The 16496-nt window shown below is 57.4% G+C and carries 16 protein-coding genes; 4 read left to right on the forward strand and 12 right to left on the reverse strand.

Features of this window, described 5'->3' with window-relative positions; translation table 11 throughout:
• Window positions 1-4 precede the first annotated feature (4 nt).
• The 10 genes from Enr13x_RS02570 to Enr13x_RS02615 all read right to left on the reverse strand — a co-directional run bounded on the left by Enr13x_RS02570 (window position 5) and on the right by Enr13x_RS02615 (window position 10103).
• Complete coding sequence (locus tag Enr13x_RS02570; RefSeq protein WP_197455729.1) at window positions 5-691, reverse strand: BON domain-containing protein; 687 nt, start codon at window positions 689-691, stop codon at window positions 5-7.
• 239 nt (window positions 692-930) lie between these two features.
• The gene (locus Enr13x_RS02575; RefSeq protein ID WP_145384552.1) at window positions 931-3381 is read right to left on the reverse strand and encodes a glycosyltransferase; all 2451 of its coding nucleotides are present in this window, start codon (window positions 3379-3381) and stop codon (window positions 931-933) included.
• 69 nt (window positions 3382-3450) lie between these two features.
• Window positions 3451-4401 (reverse strand): metallophosphoesterase, encoded by a 951-nt coding sequence (locus Enr13x_RS02580; protein WP_197455730.1) that lies wholly within the window; start codon window positions 4399-4401, stop codon window positions 3451-3453.
• A 26-nt stretch (window positions 4402-4427) separates the two neighbouring features.
• Window positions 4428-4844: a hypothetical protein gene (locus Enr13x_RS02585; RefSeq protein WP_145384554.1), complete on the reverse strand. Its 417-nt coding sequence runs from the start codon at window positions 4842-4844 to the stop codon at window positions 4428-4430.
• A gap of 2 nt (window positions 4845-4846) precedes the next feature.
• Window positions 4847-5944 carry a M56 family metallopeptidase gene (locus Enr13x_RS02590; protein WP_145384555.1) on the reverse strand — a complete coding sequence of 366 codons (1098 nt, stop codon included), beginning with the start codon at window positions 5942-5944 and terminating at the stop codon, window positions 4847-4849.
• Complete coding sequence (locus Enr13x_RS02595; RefSeq protein WP_231744053.1) at window positions 5941-6315, reverse strand: BlaI/MecI/CopY family transcriptional regulator; 375 nt, start codon at window positions 6313-6315, stop codon at window positions 5941-5943. Before Enr13x_RS02595 ends, Enr13x_RS02590 begins: the two co-directional genes overlap by 4 nt.
• Before the next feature lie 55 nt (window positions 6316-6370).
• On the reverse strand, window positions 6371-7285 hold the full coding sequence (locus Enr13x_RS02600; RefSeq protein WP_145384557.1) for a DUF1559 domain-containing protein: 915 nt from the start codon (window positions 7283-7285) through the stop codon (window positions 6371-6373).
• 288 nt (window positions 7286-7573) lie between these two features.
• Entirely contained in the window at window positions 7574-8239 is a 666-nt protein-coding gene (locus Enr13x_RS02605; protein WP_145384558.1) for a tRNA (adenine(22)-N(1))-methyltransferase, read from the reverse strand.
• Between the two features lie 17 nt (window positions 8240-8256).
• A complete protein-coding gene (locus Enr13x_RS02610) occupies window positions 8257-9039 on the reverse strand; it encodes a creatininase family protein (protein ID WP_145384559.1) in 783 nt (260 codons plus the stop codon).
• Window positions 9040-9044: 5 nt separating this feature from the next.
• Window positions 9045-10103: an alpha/beta hydrolase family protein gene (locus Enr13x_RS02615; protein WP_145384560.1), complete on the reverse strand. Its 1059-nt coding sequence runs from the start codon at window positions 10101-10103 to the stop codon at window positions 9045-9047.
• 95 nt (window positions 10104-10198) lie between these two features.
• Here Enr13x_RS02615 and Enr13x_RS02620 point away from each other — a divergent pair, with 95 nt between their 5' ends.
• Window positions 10199-11077, forward strand: a complete 879-nt coding sequence (locus Enr13x_RS02620; protein WP_145384561.1) for an alpha/beta hydrolase — start codon at window positions 10199-10201, stop codon at window positions 11075-11077.
• Window positions 11078-11204: 127 nt separating this feature from the next.
• On the opposite strand, the gene Enr13x_RS02625 is transcribed toward Enr13x_RS02620, so the two are convergent.
• The gene (locus tag Enr13x_RS02625; RefSeq protein ID WP_145384562.1) at window positions 11205-11588 is read right to left on the reverse strand and encodes a GxxExxY protein; all 384 of its coding nucleotides are present in this window, start codon (window positions 11586-11588) and stop codon (window positions 11205-11207) included.
• Window positions 11589-12075: 487 nt separating this feature from the next.
• Between Enr13x_RS02625 and Enr13x_RS02630 the strand changes: the two genes are divergently transcribed.
• Window positions 12076-14082 carry a sulfatase-like hydrolase/transferase gene (locus Enr13x_RS02630; RefSeq protein ID WP_231744381.1) on the forward strand — a complete coding sequence of 669 codons (2007 nt, stop codon included), beginning with the start codon at window positions 12076-12078 and terminating at the stop codon, window positions 14080-14082.
• Window positions 14083-14361: 279 nt separating this feature from the next.
• Entirely contained in the window at window positions 14362-14520 is a 159-nt protein-coding gene (locus tag Enr13x_RS37645; RefSeq protein ID WP_197455732.1) for a hypothetical protein, read from the forward strand.
• A 49-nt stretch (window positions 14521-14569) separates the two neighbouring features.
• Here Enr13x_RS37645 and Enr13x_RS02635 read toward each other — a convergent pair whose 3' ends face one another.
• Window positions 14570-15820: a Glu/Leu/Phe/Val family dehydrogenase gene (locus Enr13x_RS02635; RefSeq protein ID WP_231744054.1), complete on the reverse strand. Its 1251-nt coding sequence runs from the start codon at window positions 15818-15820 to the stop codon at window positions 14570-14572.
• A gap of 128 nt (window positions 15821-15948) precedes the next feature.
• Here Enr13x_RS02635 and Enr13x_RS02640 point away from each other — a divergent pair, with 128 nt between their 5' ends.
• Window positions 15949-16479: a Uma2 family endonuclease gene (locus Enr13x_RS02640; RefSeq protein ID WP_145384565.1), complete on the forward strand. Its 531-nt coding sequence runs from the start codon at window positions 15949-15951 to the stop codon at window positions 16477-16479.
• The last annotated feature ends 17 nt before the right edge of the window (window positions 16480-16496 follow it).

The raw sequence follows: 16496 nt of genomic DNA on the forward strand, positions 1-16496 counted from the left end.
GTGCTCAGTAGCCCCATTCCTCCGCAGGCCCAGACCCCCACGGCGTGATCGTGACGCAGTTACGCACCTCCCGGACTCCACCGGTCGACCACGCCGTCCGTTCGACTTCGGCAAGTTCGCTGAGGGAATGCACATCACCGGTGATGGTCACTTTCGAATCTTCAACCTCCACCGCCAAGGTCTTGGAATTCAACAGCGAACTGCGTTTGAACGCCGCTTCGATCGCACTCTTGATCGCACTGATCGTTCGGGGCGAGACCACACCAATCTCATTTTTTATTCCTCGAGCGCCTCGTAGGTGACGAAGCACGCGATCAACGGCGTCTTTTTGGTAGTGGTATTCAACTGCTCCTTCCGCTTTGATCCAGCCGTCCTCGACAGCGATTTGAATGTTCCGGTCCGGCACTTCGGAGTCCCACTGCAGGGCGTGGACGGCTGCAGCGGCGATCTGCTGGTCGTCCAAAACGCTCGCATCCGACGGTCGAACCTCGATTTCATTGGCGACCGCACGTACACCATAGATCCGTTTGGTCACTTCCTCGGCTTTGTGTTTGACCGAATACACCGGGACGTGACCGGCCAGTGTCACCACTCCGTCCTTTGCGGTCACACCGATCTGTGCGGCATCGACACTCGGCTCCCAATCCAATTCGTCCAAAACGTCACGCTGCAGGTGCGCGTCTGTTTTCATTTCGATGGTCCTTTTCATGATCCCCATTTACCTCCTTCGGTCATAGAACATGCCATTAACATTGACGTTACAGTTTTCTCTGGACTGTATTTTTAACTTGACTCTGCCCGGTCGATTCGCTTGATGCATGATTGGGCAAAGCCATCTGGAAAACGTGCAAGTCGTGTGCCAACGGACCGCGACTCGGCCGCTTCAGTGGGGCGAACAAGGGACCAGGCTCGCGACGTTGAAATCGTTTCCTACTGCAAATGCGTCACGTTCTGACGTGCCAGTCGAGACGGCGACGCGGTGACCTGCAGCAGCCGCGCGGGGCCTCGCTCGTCGATCAGCTGAATCCGCGTGCCATCAGGCAATCGTTCTCGGAGCTGCCCGATCAGCACGTGCTTCTCCATGATGATCAACGCATGCTCGTTTTCGGCGATGAACTCACCGAGCGCTGTTGCGTTGTTGCCATCAAAGTGCCGAACGTCGCTGCGCTGAAGATAAAAGGGAACCTCGGAAAACTCATGGGAAAGGGTGGCGATAGGAAGCTCGGCATTCAACGGTATCTTGGCCAGCGACGGAGACGCGGCGGCAAAGATCGTTTGCCGACGACTGTAGGCCGGAACGATCTGATGCATCACCATCACTGCCAACAAGAGGGCCAAGGCCGACGAGGAACCCCACGCGTATTTGACTTGATGTCGATCGGCAATCATCAGCAAACTCCCCACCAGCAGCGACGTCCAGATCAGAATCCAAACGTAATTCGCGATCGAAACGTTCGCTCCGGTCAGGGCGATGAATGCTGAAAACCCGACGCCCGCCAAACAGGTCGTTGCCGTCGCCGTTCGTGCCGACCAAAAACGGGCAAACCACTCTCGCGGATGGGTCGCCGATCGTTTGGTGACATAAACAAGATAGTGACCGACCATCAACGACAAGGCTGGGGCGGCCGGCAACAGATAGGTCGGCAACTTGCACTTGGCAATCGAAAAGAACACGAAACACCATCCGCTCCAAAGCATCATGAATCCCAGCACCGGTGGACGACTTTGCGACACCGACCGTGTCCGCGACGTGAGAAACCCGGCGTAGGGAATCGTCAAGAACGTCCACGGATGGCCAGCCAGCAAGAGCACCGGGATGAAAAACCAGATCGGTCGGGCATGAAATTCCCCAGCGAACCGCGCCACATTGTGGCGGTAAAAGAATTCGACCAAGAAAGACGGGGCCTGCATCGAGACGGCGACCAACCAGGGTGCGGTGATCCCGGCAACGACGCCCAGCAGCATCAGGTAATGCCGAATGGTCGGCGCGACGTACGATTCGGTGAGCCAGCTGAAAACGATCAAGGGCGGAAGCAGCAGCACCAACGCGAGTGGGCCCTTGGTCAGAAACGCCAAGCCACAAAACGTTGCCGCCGCCAACCACCATCCCAAATGCAATGTCCGCTTGCCGACGGCAGGCTTGATCGCTTCATAGACGCTGAACAACGAGAGCGTGGTCAACAGCGTCAACACACCGTCGATCAAGAGATACCGGCTGGTGAAAACAAATCCCACCGACAACATCAACACGCCGGTTGCGAACAATCCGATTCGGCTGCCAAAGTTGCGATTGCCAAACCACATGGTCGCCAGCAACGTCCCGAAAGCCGCCAGCGCCGGCACCAATCGTGCCGACCATTCACTGACGCCGAAAACACGATAGCTGATCGCACACAACCAATACAGCAGCGGTGGTTTGTCATAGTAGGGCTGGAAATTGAGTTGCGGCAGAACCCAATTCCCACTGACAAGCATCTCACGCGGGATTTCGGCGTAACGGGTTTCATCTCGATCGATCAGCGGATAGCCGAGATTCGTAAACAGGAAGAGTGCCGCGACGACTAACAGCAGTCCGTGGACGATTGAAAAAGGACCGGAGACAACGCCTGCGGTCGCCACGGAAGGAAATTGAATCGTGTTCCACCAGTAGCGAACCAGTCCGGCCAGCACCTTCGGAATGTGGGCCGCCGAAACCGTGCTGTTGCCGGCAGCACGCGGTCGATGGGAAACGCCCACTTCAACCACCGAGTGTCCCTGCTTCTTCGCTTCGGTCAACAATTCCGAGTTGACCAGGAATCCGCTCGTGGAAATCGTCAGGTCTTGCACTACTTCCCGGTGAAACAGCTTGAGCGCACAATCCACATCGCGAACTTCGGTGCCGAGCAAACATCGAACGATCCCGTTGTAGACGCGGGAGTAAAAACACCGCAATCGACTATCCTTGCGATCGATCCGATAACCGCACACGATGTCGTACTGCTGGGACAAAAACACCAACCGGTCCAACTCGGTTAAATCGAATTGGCAGTCCGCGTCGGTAAACGCCACCAGATCACAGGTCGCGGCCGCGAATCCGTTTCGCAAGGCGGCGCCGTAACCGAGATTGTCGTCATGCCGGATCAGCCGAATCGCGGGATTCAGACGGGCGGCCTCGCGGACCAACGCAGACGTTTGGTCCGTGCTGCCATCATCGACGACGATGATTTCGTATCGATCAGCCAGATCGCTCAACGCCGACTCCGCCTCCGCGATCGCTTGGCCAATCACCTCGGCTTCATTCCAAGCCGGCAAGACGAGCGAGAGACTTGGCGATCGCTTCGGCGTTGCCCCCTTGATCGATGGCTGGACGGAACGGTGATCTGATGGGGCGAGTGATTGCATCCTTGCGATCCTTATGTACTAAGCGGTTAGTAGTTTAGCTTGTATGGCCGCCAATCCTGTGGCACAAGATCAGTTGCCGACACGAGTCGTATAAAGACGACTGTCGGTGGAATAGAACGTGACCCAAAGTTGGTCACCCCGGATGAGAATCCAACAGAACCCCGGAGCGGCCTTGGCGAAAATGGTCTGGTCGGTCCATGTCGTACTGCGCAGCTTGCTTCCGCTGCCGCTGACGATCTGCAACCATCCTTGCCCCGAATCATTCAATTGCAAATCGTGGTCATGACCTGACAAATACAAATCGACCGCATGCTCACGCAACAATGCCGGAAGTGTTTCGGTGATTGCGGGATAGGCACCATGTTTTCCACCCGAAATCGCCGGATGATGCCCGATGACGATTTTGAACCTTGCATCGCTCTGAGCGAGTTGTTGATCCAGCCAATCCAGCTCCTCCTTGCCCTGGCGGTCGGGGTTCGCAATCAAATAGGTGTCGATCACAAACAGGTCGATCGCGACCTCACCGATCAAGTGGCCAGCGGAATAGTGATTGGCCGGCATCGTCCAGCGCTCGCTTTTGTCCGTATACCGAACCTGAGCATTGACATCGCCACCGTAGTCGTGGTTTCCGAGACAGGCGTAAAACGGAAATGGAAACGAAGGTTCATCAAACAGGTTTTCGAAATCCGTTTGGAATCGCGGGTCGTCGACCGAATCGACGCCGTGCTCGTAAAAGTTGTCGCCCAGCAGCACGACGGCGTCGGCCGCCGCTCCTTTCGAACGACGTCTCATTGCCGCCACGACCTCCTTCCGCTGGGCGGAGTCGTATCCGGTATCCCCGATCACCAGCAGGCTGAACTCCGATTCCGGATCGATCACTTGAGGCGCCTCGCCCGTTTCGACCACTCGCTCGCCGTGCGTGACGATGATCCACTGATTGTGTGCGGCGACGCGGTAGCCGGCGTACAGGATCAGTGCCAGAGCGACGAAGCCGACGGTTCGTTTTGCAAAGTCTTTCAATCGACGTTCCCTGCAGAAATAGCGATTTACGTGATATTTACGGAGTAAAAGGCGACGACGCATTGGGTAATGGTTGTTCGTTTCTCAGTATCGGAATTCAACGGACGCTCCCGTGGCGCCGCTTTCGGCGATCCACCGAGTAAAAGAAGTGAATCGCGGGAATGAAAATTGCGGTGGTCTTCCCAGACTCGCTGGTAGAGTGACCCAAGCGGGCGTCGCGTCTCGTCCACAGGAATCTCTCCAAGAGCGAGCACTTCGGGCGCAACCACGTCTTGGGCGGCCAAGCGTGCCAACGGAATCCCCGTACACATCACAACCACGGCGGCCAACCCAATCTTGATGAGGTTGATCTTTCTTGTTGGTGAAACGTTGGCCATAACCACTATTGTTTTAGTAATTGATTGCAACACGGCATCCAGTTCGCCTTCATAGCGGGACGGCACGATCAGTCCTCGTCTTCGCTCGCGAGTTCATTTAGATCATGCCGGGCGTCGAATCGTTCGTAGTCGCGCACCGAAACGCCAAAGTCGTGCAGGATTTTGGCGGTCCAGGTCGGCCACGGCGACAGGCGTGTCCGTGACGAGGCCAGCACATTGACCGGCAACCACAGTTGCGACACGACCAGCACGACGAGAAACAGGCATCCGATCGCCAGCCGTGTTCGGGTTTGGGTGCGAGATGAATTTCGGATCTGCGTCGATTCGATCCGCGAAATCAAATGTTCGGTGCGACGAATGAGCGCGCTTTTGCGGCGGCCAAACGCGAGCGTGCACGCGGGAGCACCACGATTCTGCTCGGCAATTTTTGCCAGTGTTTTCAAGTAGCTTGCAATCGTATTGCCGACATTCGCGGCGACTTCATCACAATGGAATTCACGAGTCAATTCGGCATTTCGAGCGGCCCACCAGATCGCCGGATGAAACCACAACAGCGCGTTGCAGGTGCCCTGCAGGAAATGCTGTAGCGGATGGTTGGTTCTCAAGTGCTCCAGTTCGTGCAGCAGCACATGCCGCAGCACGTCTTCGTCTTCGCGCAACAGACAACTCGGCAACACGATCGTCGGACGCTGTAACTGCCAGCAAAACGGGCTGTGCGTTTCAAAGGAGACGAGCCAGCGAAGGTTCTCGGGCAATGCGTCTTGTCCATCAAGCGGCAGGGATGCGATCTCTTCGTCCGTCATCACGCGACATCGCTGAGCGAAGAATTGCGACAAGACGATGATGCGACCGAGACGTCGGATCAGAACGCTGGAAAAACCGATGGTCCAGATGACCGCCATGATCTTGATGATCCAAACTTGCGTTACGAACAGGTTTCGCGCGGCCGATTCACTCAGGCCGCCGCCGTTGTGAATCAACCGAAGATGGGGGAACAGGAACCCGCAGGCGATCAAACCCAAGATCGATAGAAACCCGATCGTCCACAGCCGACAACTCGATGCCGCCTGATCCACAAACCGACTCAGAAGCACCACGGCGATCACGACGATCAGGACCTGTAGCGGCAGACTGGTAACGGTTTCGAATAGCTGTGACGCGTTCATCGGCCGCGTTCCGCTTTGGCGGCAGCTTGCTTGACCGCCGCGATATCTTCCGGTGACACCTCTTCACTGTTGAGCAGGCTGAGCACCAAGGATTGTACGGAACCACCGAACAGGCGATCGGTTAGCTCATGAATCATTCCGTGACGCACTTCTTCACGCGTCACGGCGGCAGAATAGGTGTAGGCACGGCCCTCTTTTTGCCCGCGACGAACGATCCCTTTTTCTTCCAGGATTCGCATCGTCGTCATGACGGTCGTGTAGGCCAAGTCACGATCGATGGCTTCCACGACATCGTTGACCGTGACGCTTTCGCGGTCCCAGACGACGTCCATGACTTCCGCCTCGCACTTGGTGATCTGAGTTCGGGACAATGAACCACTTCCTGTAACGGCTGGATAATGACGGGGTGAAAACAGGTACGATCGATCATCGACGCAACTTGGCCGACTGGTGGTACAGACGCAAATCAATCTGTTCGGTGACAAAACTGACATGACCGTCGCCCCACAAAAAGTTCGCGCCGCCGGGATGGCGGCTGGAAAAATCACATTCATCGGCAAACGGACTGTTGATGCCTTCGAGCGCCGAACCGACCAGTCGCGCCGCCGCGTCTTCGCCGGCCAAGTCGACGCCCAACCAAGTCGACGGCACTTGAGCCATGGTGCGTTCACCGATCACCACGGTGACGCTCAATCCCCGCTGGAAGTCACGAAATCGCGTGTGCCGGTTCTCCAAAAACGTCCCATCGCCGACCGGTGCGGGAATTGCATCATCGGGCTCCAACGTGCCAAATACACCGACATAATTTGCCGTCGGCAACTCGACCAATTCTGTGGTTGTCCCGATGCCGGGATGGTCCCCCTGGGCGTGCAGTCCTTCATCATCTCCATCATCGGCGAACAGCGTGAACTCGGGTTCGGCGATGTCGGAGGGACACAGCAGGACCGCGAGCGAAGTGCGACGTACCGCTTCATGCTGCGGATTGCCAACCGATCGTTCGATTTCAATCCGGTCGGCAAGCGCCGGTTGGCCCAAAAAGGGCAGGATCGGAACCGCCCAGCCATATGCCGAGACCGACTGCTGGTCAAAGGTCCAACCGGCGGGCAGACTGCGCTGCGAATGATGGTGAGAGTGCAACGCCAGCCCGGTTTCGCGAAGATGGTCGACGCACTGAACACGCCGCGCGGATTCGCGAACGCTACCCACGGCCGGCAACACCAATCCGGCGAGAATGCCGATGATCGCCACGGAGATCAGCAATTCCAGGACCGTCAACGCTCGCCGACAACCGCCGCGCACCGATCCCCGAAGGCTGCGATCCGGAGGATTGATTGGGTTCATCGGCGACATCCGTGACCGGTGGGTGACTTGCTGAAAAGCGGATTCTACGAATCGGTTAGTTTTTAAGCAATGCCGATCTTCCCCTTGTTTTTCCCTTGTTCCCAGGCTCCGCCTGGGAACACACTGTCCCGAGGCTCCGCCTCGCGTGGGTCATGCAGGATGGCAGAGAAGCGGAGCCTCATCACGAGGGCATCATGCCGCGTGGTCAGGTCGGGGAGTTTTGCACATGACGTCCAGTCGGCGTGTCGCGTTCGCGCGATTGATCGCGTTGGGTGCCGGGGGCGAGCGTCAATCGAGGAGACCTTTCAGACGCAGCAGTTTCGCCAACACGTTGAGTCGATGCTGGGACTGCTCGGTCCGCTGTTGAAGCTCCTTCAAGTATTGATATTCGTCCAGAAGAACGCCTTGCAATTGGGACTCCCAACGCTGGATCAGCAGCGGACCAAACAATAATGCTGCTTCGTGATCCATCGCATCGTAAGCCGGATCGGCGGACGATCGATCCAGCCGGTACCGCATCACCACGTAGCGCAGACGCCCCACCACAAGCTGTTCATCGACCAGATGAAACCCGGCTTGCAACGCCCAACGCCGAACGGCATCGGGGCGGCGATTGGGTTGCAACACCAAGTCCGGCGGAACACGTTCGGGATGGGTTTCCAGAATGCGTGTGATCAATTCGCCGCCCATGCCACAGATGCTTAAACTGTCGGCTTCGCCCGGCGACAGCCCCGCCAGGCCATCGGCGAGCCGGACGTCGGCGGCCAGTCCGACCAGCGTTGATCGCGAGTTTTCGCAGGGGCGTTGATTGACTTCGATCGCAATGCCACGTTCGATCCGTCCAGACGTCAACAACGCCTTGAGCAGATGCCCATGGTCGGAACCGATGTCGGCGTGGACGCGACTGCGAATCTGCACCGCCACCGCTTTCAGGCGATCGTCAAGTTTCGGCATCGTGATGCAAATAGGCGTCAGAAGGGAAACCGGTCGTCGACGTCGCTGTCGGCCAGTTCGACAAGAAACGTCGACAATCGATCGACCAAGACGTCCATCAATTGACGTCCCTTCTCCGCGGTCGCGGGGTGTGGATTGCCCGAACCGGATTGGCGGGTCAGCAAATGCCAGGGGCGCGTGATCGAAACCCAGCCTTGATTGACGGCATCAAAACGCGTTTGATTGACCGCTCCGTCATCGGCGGTGATCTTGCCATCGGCATCCACATCAACAAACTCGGAGAAATACGCCAGCCCGAGCGAGGTTTCCATTTCGCCGGCGTGATCACCCGCATCTTCGAAGATCTCTCGCTGCACATCGGCCGAGATCCCTCGAAACCAATCGCACAAAAACAAACGGCACGGCGTCTGGTTGTACAATTCACGGAGCAACGGCTTGAACTCGTTTCCGCCATGGCTGTTCAAGATCAACAGTCGATTGATGCCGCTGTTGGACAGCGACTCGGCAAGGTCCCGAATGACGATGCCCAACGTCGTCGGGTTCAAATTCATCGAGAGGGGAAACTTCGCTTGATTCGTTTCGGTGCCGTAGGGAATCGGCGGCAGCATCACGACACGTGCGCCGCGATCCCAAGCCGCTTCGCAGGCGCGACTCGCGATCGCTTCGGCTTGAAACGTATCGGTCCCGTACGGCAAATGAAGATTGTGGGGCTCGGTCGCCCCGGTCGGCAGCACGGCAACTTGATAGTCGCAGTCCTTGACGAAGCCGTAATTGGTTTCTGAGAGGATCCAGGGACGCATCGTGATTACTTCCCGCTTTGTTCGTTTTCGGGTTCGACCTTGAACGAAATCAACCGGCCGGGACTCCAATTCACCGGCCGCCCCTTTGCTTGGGCGGCCAGCCAGTGGAGCGCCGCTTCGTGGACGATTTCATGACCGCCGTCAAACACCGTCAGTCGAGTCGTCCCCACGGTTCGCCGAAAAATCGGGGGATGACTCCCGTACAACGGATCCGACGTCGCTGCGTTGATTTGCTGCAGCCCGTCTGACACCTCACGCGTTTGATACAAGGCCTCGATCGCATCGGCGTCCAACGCGGCCGACTGCGGAACCGCGGCGTTGAAGGCGAGCATCGAATGCGTAAACGGAACGCTTCCGGCGCGCCCGTCGTTGATGCCGTGATTGAGATCCAACGGAGGCAGACGATCGGCCTTGGCGATCCAGTTCAATGGAGAACGATGCCAGGCGGCGTCACGAAGGTCCGGTGAGGCATCCGGCGCGCCACCAAGCACCGACTCGATCATCGTGGCGTATCGATCAAACGAAGTTCCTCTGCATTGGCGATGCCAGGCCGCGATGTCTGAGATGCCACACCAGGCCGACACACCGGCCCATAACTCCGGCTCACGCGCCGCCATCAACATCGACGTGTGACCGCCGCCGGAAACGCCGATGCAATAAATTCGATTCGTGTCGATCGAAGTTTCGGACTTGGCAAAATCGACGGCGCTACGGATATCGGCCACGGCAAGATCCGAACCCATCGCTTCGGGGGTCTTGTTGATGCCACGAAAATTCGGATGGATGAAGGCCCAACCGGCCTGCTGGCACCACTTCGCGTACTGTGCCTCGCCACCGGATTGACGATAGTCGCTGGACCAGGTGTGCAAGGCAACCAGCAACGGCACCGGCTCTTCCGACTTCGGAGTCCAGATCAACGTCGGCTGCATCGAGCCGTCACCGTCGGATCGGTAGCGAGCTTCGCGGACACCCTGCGGGTAATCCGGCACCTGTGCGGCCGCATGCACACTGAGAAGCATCATCGCGGCAGCGAGCAGTCCGACAGCAAGATTCTTCGTCAACATCAAAACAGTTGCCCTCTGGGCGGTATAAGATACGGGTTTCACAGTGGCGTAAGCTTCCAGCTTGCGATCCCCCTTCCATCATTCAAGGCCAGGATATGCTACACCTTCCAACCCGGTTCATGTCCCTGGCAGCGATTTTTGTCGGCTCGATTTGTTTTGCAGCCGATCCCATCGACATCTGGCCTGCTCTGGCTCCTGGCGAAACGACTCGATCGGTCGGCCAGGCATTGCCGCCGCGACCGGTCGGCAAGGGTAACGTCACGCGAATCGCCGGGGTCACCCGACCAACCCTGCAGGTCTATCGCCCTAAAAAACCAAACGGGACGGGCGTGGTGATCTTGCCGGGCGGTGGTTTTTCGTACGTCGTACCCGATCTGGAAGGGTCTGAAGCTGCCGAGTGGCTCAATTCACTGGGCGTGACGGCTTTCGTGCTCAATTACCGCACGAAGAACGATCCGGCACAAGTCGGATGGCGGCGTCCGGTGCAAGACATCCGGCGCGCGATGGCCGTGCTGCGATCCCAAGCCGAGCATTGGAAATTAAAACCCGATCGCATCGGCCTGCTCGGTTTTTCCGCCGGTGGCCAAGTCGCCGCCAGATTCATGAGCGACCCGACGACGCTGACCTACGATCGAGTGGATTCGATCGATGACGTCGACCCTCGGCCTGACTTTGCGATGCTCGTCTATCCCTGGCGGATGTACGATGCAGCGACGGATGGCTTCGTCGATGGAATCAACGTACCGGCGACAGCGCCACCAACCTTTTTGGTCCATACGCATGATGATAACTCGACTGCGCTCGGAACGGTCTTGTATTACATGCAGCTTAAGAAACATAACATCGCAGCCGAGCTTCACGTGTTCGGCAACGGCGGACACGGCTACGGCATCCGTCCGGTTGAGGGCTCCTTGATCTCGACCTGGCCCTCGCAAGCCGCCAACTTCTTGCGCTCACAATCTTTTGTCGAATGATCGGCGTGGGCCGTGAGAGGTGCGGACTCAACCTGGGGGACGCTGGAAGGTCTCACGCAAAGACGCCGAGCCGCAAAGGTTAGTACCCAGGTCCGCTCGTGAGTAATTCTCGAATCAGAGAATCTATTCAATCACGGAGACCGTTGACCACGCGTGAGATCCCATTCTTGATTAGCTTGTCTCCGAAGTTAATCAGCAGTCCCAGCCGTCGATCAGAAAGTTTGACGTAAGTGAGCAGTTGCTTTTTGTGCACTGGATGAATCGATTCCACCGATTTCAGTTCAACAACGACCATTCCGTTCACGACTAAATCTGCCTCAAAACCCTTATCAAATTCAAGGTCGTCCCAGACGATTGGCACCGGGTGCTTGGGCTGAACACTCATTCCCCGTTTTCTCAATTCGTACACCATGATCTCTTGGTAAACCGATTCAAGAAGTCCGGGCCCGAGTTTGACGTGCATATGATACGCCACGTCAACAATCACCTTTGCAATTTGGTTTTCATCCATCGAATTCTCCATCGCGTAATTGTATTGGGGCAACGTCGCTCAGTATGTCGCTCGACGCATGGAACGAAAAGCTGTCACGGAAGGAATCCTCGAGATCTCATTGGCGCCTTTGCGTGTGTCATCAGGCTGGGGGACGCTGGAAGGTCTCACGCAAAGACGCCAAGACGCAAAGGTCAGTACCTGGAGGCGGTTGCGGATGAAATGGACGTGGATCGTAAGTCGCTCCATCCGCGGTCCATTCTCCAACCTCTTCTTTGCGGCTTGGCGCCTTTGCGTGTGCTCCTCCCCGATGCGTCGATGCCAAGAACGGCTGTGATACGATTTTCGCTGACGGTTACTCCTTGGCGGTCATTGAGTCTAGAATAGTTTGCACCCGAAATGCCTCGAACTTGTCACCTTCTCGTGAAATACTATGCGATTCAAACGTCGGCGATCTCTCGTCCAGATTGCTTCTAGCCTTGCTTTGTTTGGGTTGGCTTCATCCGTGATGATCGAGGTTGGCTTGGCCGAGGACTCGCGTCCCAACGTCGTGATGATCATCGTCGACGATCTGAACGACTTGCCGCTCTCTCCCGATGGCAAACCGGTGATCAAAACACCGAACATCGATCGAATCGCTCGTCGCGGTGTCACGTTCACCAATGCCCATTGCAACGATCCGATCTGCGCGCCCTCGCGGGCCAGCATGTTGTTCGGACTCTATCCGCAAACCAGCGGCTTGTACTGGTTCGAGAAATGGAAAGAGAACGGCGTTCTGAATCAATGCGTGTCGCTCAATCGACACCTACAAAGCCACGGCTACTCCGTTTTCGGCACCGGTAAGATTTACCATGGTGGTCAATCCGACGGGGCGTTTGATCAGCGCGGACCCAAGCCTGATGTAGGGCCCTGGCCGTGGGATGGAAAGTCAAATCAAAGTCATCTGCCGCATCCGGCGATGATGTACCTGTACGACACCGATGGTGACATGGATTACAAGTGGGAACACCACTTCGGTCCGCTGTCGATGATCCCGGATTGGAAGCCGGATCCCCAAGCGGGAATCCCCGGTTACAAGGGCTGGCGGTTGGGCGGCAAGCCGTTTCGTTACAACGGCGATGATGACCGAGACAAGCTGGCCGATGAACGGTGCGCCGAGTGGTCGGCCGGCATGATCGCCGCGGAACATGATCGGCCCTTCGCGATCTTCACGGGATTGGTCCGGACGCACACGCCGCTCTATGCGCCCCAAGAATACTTCGACCGTTTCCCCATCGATTCGATCGAGTTGCCTGAGACGATCGAAGGTGACTTGGACGATTGTGCGACCGCGTTGGCGGACCCATCACTCTATGGTTTCCGGCGGTACAACATGCTCGTGCGTCACAAAGACCGGCAACTCTACAAGCAGTGGCTGCAAGCCTATCTGGCCTGTGTTTCCTTCGTCGACGATCAAGTCGGAAAGATTCTGGACGCGGTTGACGCGAGTCCCGAGCGCGATAACACGATCGTGATCTTCACCAGCGATCACGGATTTCATATGGGTGAAAAGGAGTTCCTGTACAAGCAGAGTTTATGGGACGGCGCGACGCGGATCCCGCTGATCATCGCCGGTGTCGACGGGATGCCTCAAGGCGTGACGTGTGACCGTCCGGTCTCGTGGATCGATTTATATCCGACGTTAAACGAACTGTGCGGATTGCCGCGAGAACCCAATGCCGCTTCGGGCGGTTACAAATTGCAAGGGCACAGTCTGGTCCCCCTGGTGATGTCGCCTGACGGTGACTGGGACGGTCCCGATGTCGCGATCACGGCATTGCCGGGCAAAGACCACAGCCAACACGAGCGACATGGCGGCACCTGGTTCCCGCATTTTTCCGTCCGCAGCAAGCAGTATCGATACACACTTTGTGCCAGCGGTGAAGAAGAACTGTATGACTTCGACGCCGATCCCCGCGAGTGGACGAATCTCGCGAACGATCCGGCTTACGCTGCGATCAAAGCTTCACTGAAAGACCAGCTGATCGCGTTGCGTGATGGCCCGAATTGGAAGTCTCTGGATGACCTGCATCGTTGGACCTACGGGGCGCAGAAAGGTGGCGTCGCATCCGAGGATGGGACGTTGACGTTCAGCGGACATTCATCTTCCTACCTGGCGACGATCGCAAAGTACAAAAACTTCGAATGGGAATTCGAAGCCAAGTCGCCCGACACGCGGCAGATGCGGATCAGCTATCACGCCCGCGTGAAAGACAACCGTGTCGCGGGAACCGTCGTCAATGTTCCACCCACCGCATCGAACTTGCAAGGCAATGCGGTGCCATTTACCCCGGGGCAATGGAATCGCTATCGCATTCGCGTGGTTGGTGGGCGTTGTCAAGTTTGGATCAACGGCAGATTGCACAGTGATAGGGTCAAGGCGTCCGGCGACGGTCTGGGAGTGTTCGGGATTGATTTCCCCGGAGCTGCCCAGCCGACCCTAAGCATACGCGCCGTGCGAGTGCGTCCGCTGTAGCCAACCTCGTCCGCCTGGGCAATGCTGTGAAGCATTTTTTAGCGGTAGGGCGCGAGCCCTCCGGTGTTTTGGCAAACATGAAGAACCGGAGGGCTCGCGCCCTGCCGCTAAAATCTCAAGATACGCATGGGGAAAATACTTCACAGCGTTGCCGACTGGGTTGGCCCAAAAACGGTGGGCAGAAAAATCCCGGCGTAGAAAACGAGACAAGAAAATGGATGACAAGAAATTAAGCTGAGGAGTGTTTGGCGAATCCGGTGTCGGATCCAAGTCATTTTCTTGTCACCTATTTTCCTGTCGATCATCTCTCAGCCCAGTGATCCGGAGGCCGGTGAAGCGTTTTCGTACACTTACGCGACCAGCGCCACTCCGATCACGGTGGGGCAGTACTCTTGGAACGCCGACAACGGGTTTCGGGTGGTTCGATCGGTGAAGTGATCAATCGGTGAAGTGATCGATCGCAAGCTGGAAGCTTACGCCACTTGTTTCAACGTGGCAGGTCTTTGGCTTCGGCGTAGGGGCGTCGCGAAAGTGCAGCCTCGCCGACACGCTGGATCGCCAAAATGAACGCGGCGGTACGCAGATCAACGTCCCGTGTCTTGGCAACGGCGGCCACCGCTTCGTAGGCCTTGCGCATGTGGTCGGACAACTCGTGTCGGATGCGTCCGAGTTCCCAGCGGAATTGTTGAATGTTCTGCGCCCATTCAAAATAGCTGACGGTCACGCCGCCGGCGTTGGCCAAAATATCGGGCACGACCAGAATGCCGCGTCGCCGAAAGATCTCGTCGGCTTCCGGCGTCGTCGGCGAGTTGGCGGCTTCGACGATGATGCTCGCCCGGACGTCTTCCGCGTTGTCTTTGGTCAGCACGTCGCCGAGTGCGGCGGGGACCAAGACATCGCAGTCCCAGGTCAACACGTCGGAGCTCTCAAACGCGTCGCCACCGGGAAACTTGGCGACGCTGCCATGGCGGGCGGTCCAGGCAACCAACTCGTCGATGTTGAGGCCTTCGGGATTCGAGACGCCGCCGGCATGATCGCCGACGGCGACGATCTTGGCTCCCAGTTCCGCCATCGTCCGCGCCGCAAAACTGCCCACGTTGCCGAACCCTTGAAACGCCACCGTGACGTCTGTGATGGATTGTTTCTGTGATCGAAGCACTTCTTCCAACACGATCGTGACCCCGCGCCCGGTCGCCTCTTCGCGGCCTTCGGATCCGAACAAATGCAACGGCTTGCCCGTCACGACGCCGGGAGAGAATCCGGCGTACTTGGAGTACTCGTCCATGATCCAGCCCATGATTTTGGCGTTTGTGTTGACGTCCGGGGCGGGGATGTCGATGGTGGGGCCGATGACATCCTTGATTTGGCCGACGAAGGTCCGCGTGATCTCGTTCAATTCACGCTCGCTCAAATCGGTTGGGTCACAGTTGATGCCGCCCTTGGCGCCGCCGTAGGGGACGTCGACGACCGCGGTTTTCCAAGTCATCAAATTGGCCAGCGCCGTCGCTTCGTCTTCGTCGACCGAAGGGTGGTACCGCAATCCACCCTTCATCGGCCCACGGACACGGCTGTGTTGCACTCGGTATCCCGTATGCTTGATCAGTTTCCCTTCGTCACTCTCGGTGATCAGACCGACCTTCACGATCCGCAGCGGGGTCAGCAGGATGTCACGCACGCGATCGGAAAGTCCCAGAACGTTGGCGGCACGGCAGAAATACGCTCGGCTTTCTTCTAACATCACGATGTCCCTTTGGTTAGATTCACTTTTGCCCCGCTTGAAATGAGTTTAGTCGGTTTTGGCCAACCATGGTTTGATCTGGGCTGCGGGGTACAATAACAAGACACACAGGATTTCGGAGTAGGTCGATGAGCAGCGCACCTCGCTACGTCCCGCATTATACGATCGAAGACTACCGTCGCTGGGAGGGAGAATGGGAGTTGATGGATGGCGTACCGGTCTCGATGAGCCCATCGCCGTTTGGGCCGCACGAGCGAGTTGTCGCTGAACTGTCGCGGCAAATCCTCAATCAACTCATTGAGAATGAGTGCGATTGCCGCGTCTATACCAATCTTGATTGGATCGTGAACGATGACACCGTGGTTCGACCGGATCTGATGGTCGTCTGCGGCGTTCAACCCGACCGGCATTTGGAGCAGACGCCCGTTGTCGTTGTCGAGGTGCTTAGCGATGCGACGCGGCAACGCGACCTGACTGCAAAACGGGCGATTTATCTTGAACAGGATGTCGCACACTATTTGATTGTCGACCCGACTGACCAAACCGTGCTGGACGTCACCAAGGCTGCGGAGCAATCCGTCGGATCCGGCGAATCGATGGGACTGGACCTTGACGACGACTGGCGGATCGAGATCGATGCCACGAGACTGTTTGTTTGACGGGCCTTGGGGGAAGC

It is taken from the genome of Stieleria neptunia, from assembly GCF_007754155.1.
GTDB lineage: Bacteria > Planctomycetota > Planctomycetia > Pirellulales > Pirellulaceae > Stieleria > Stieleria neptunia.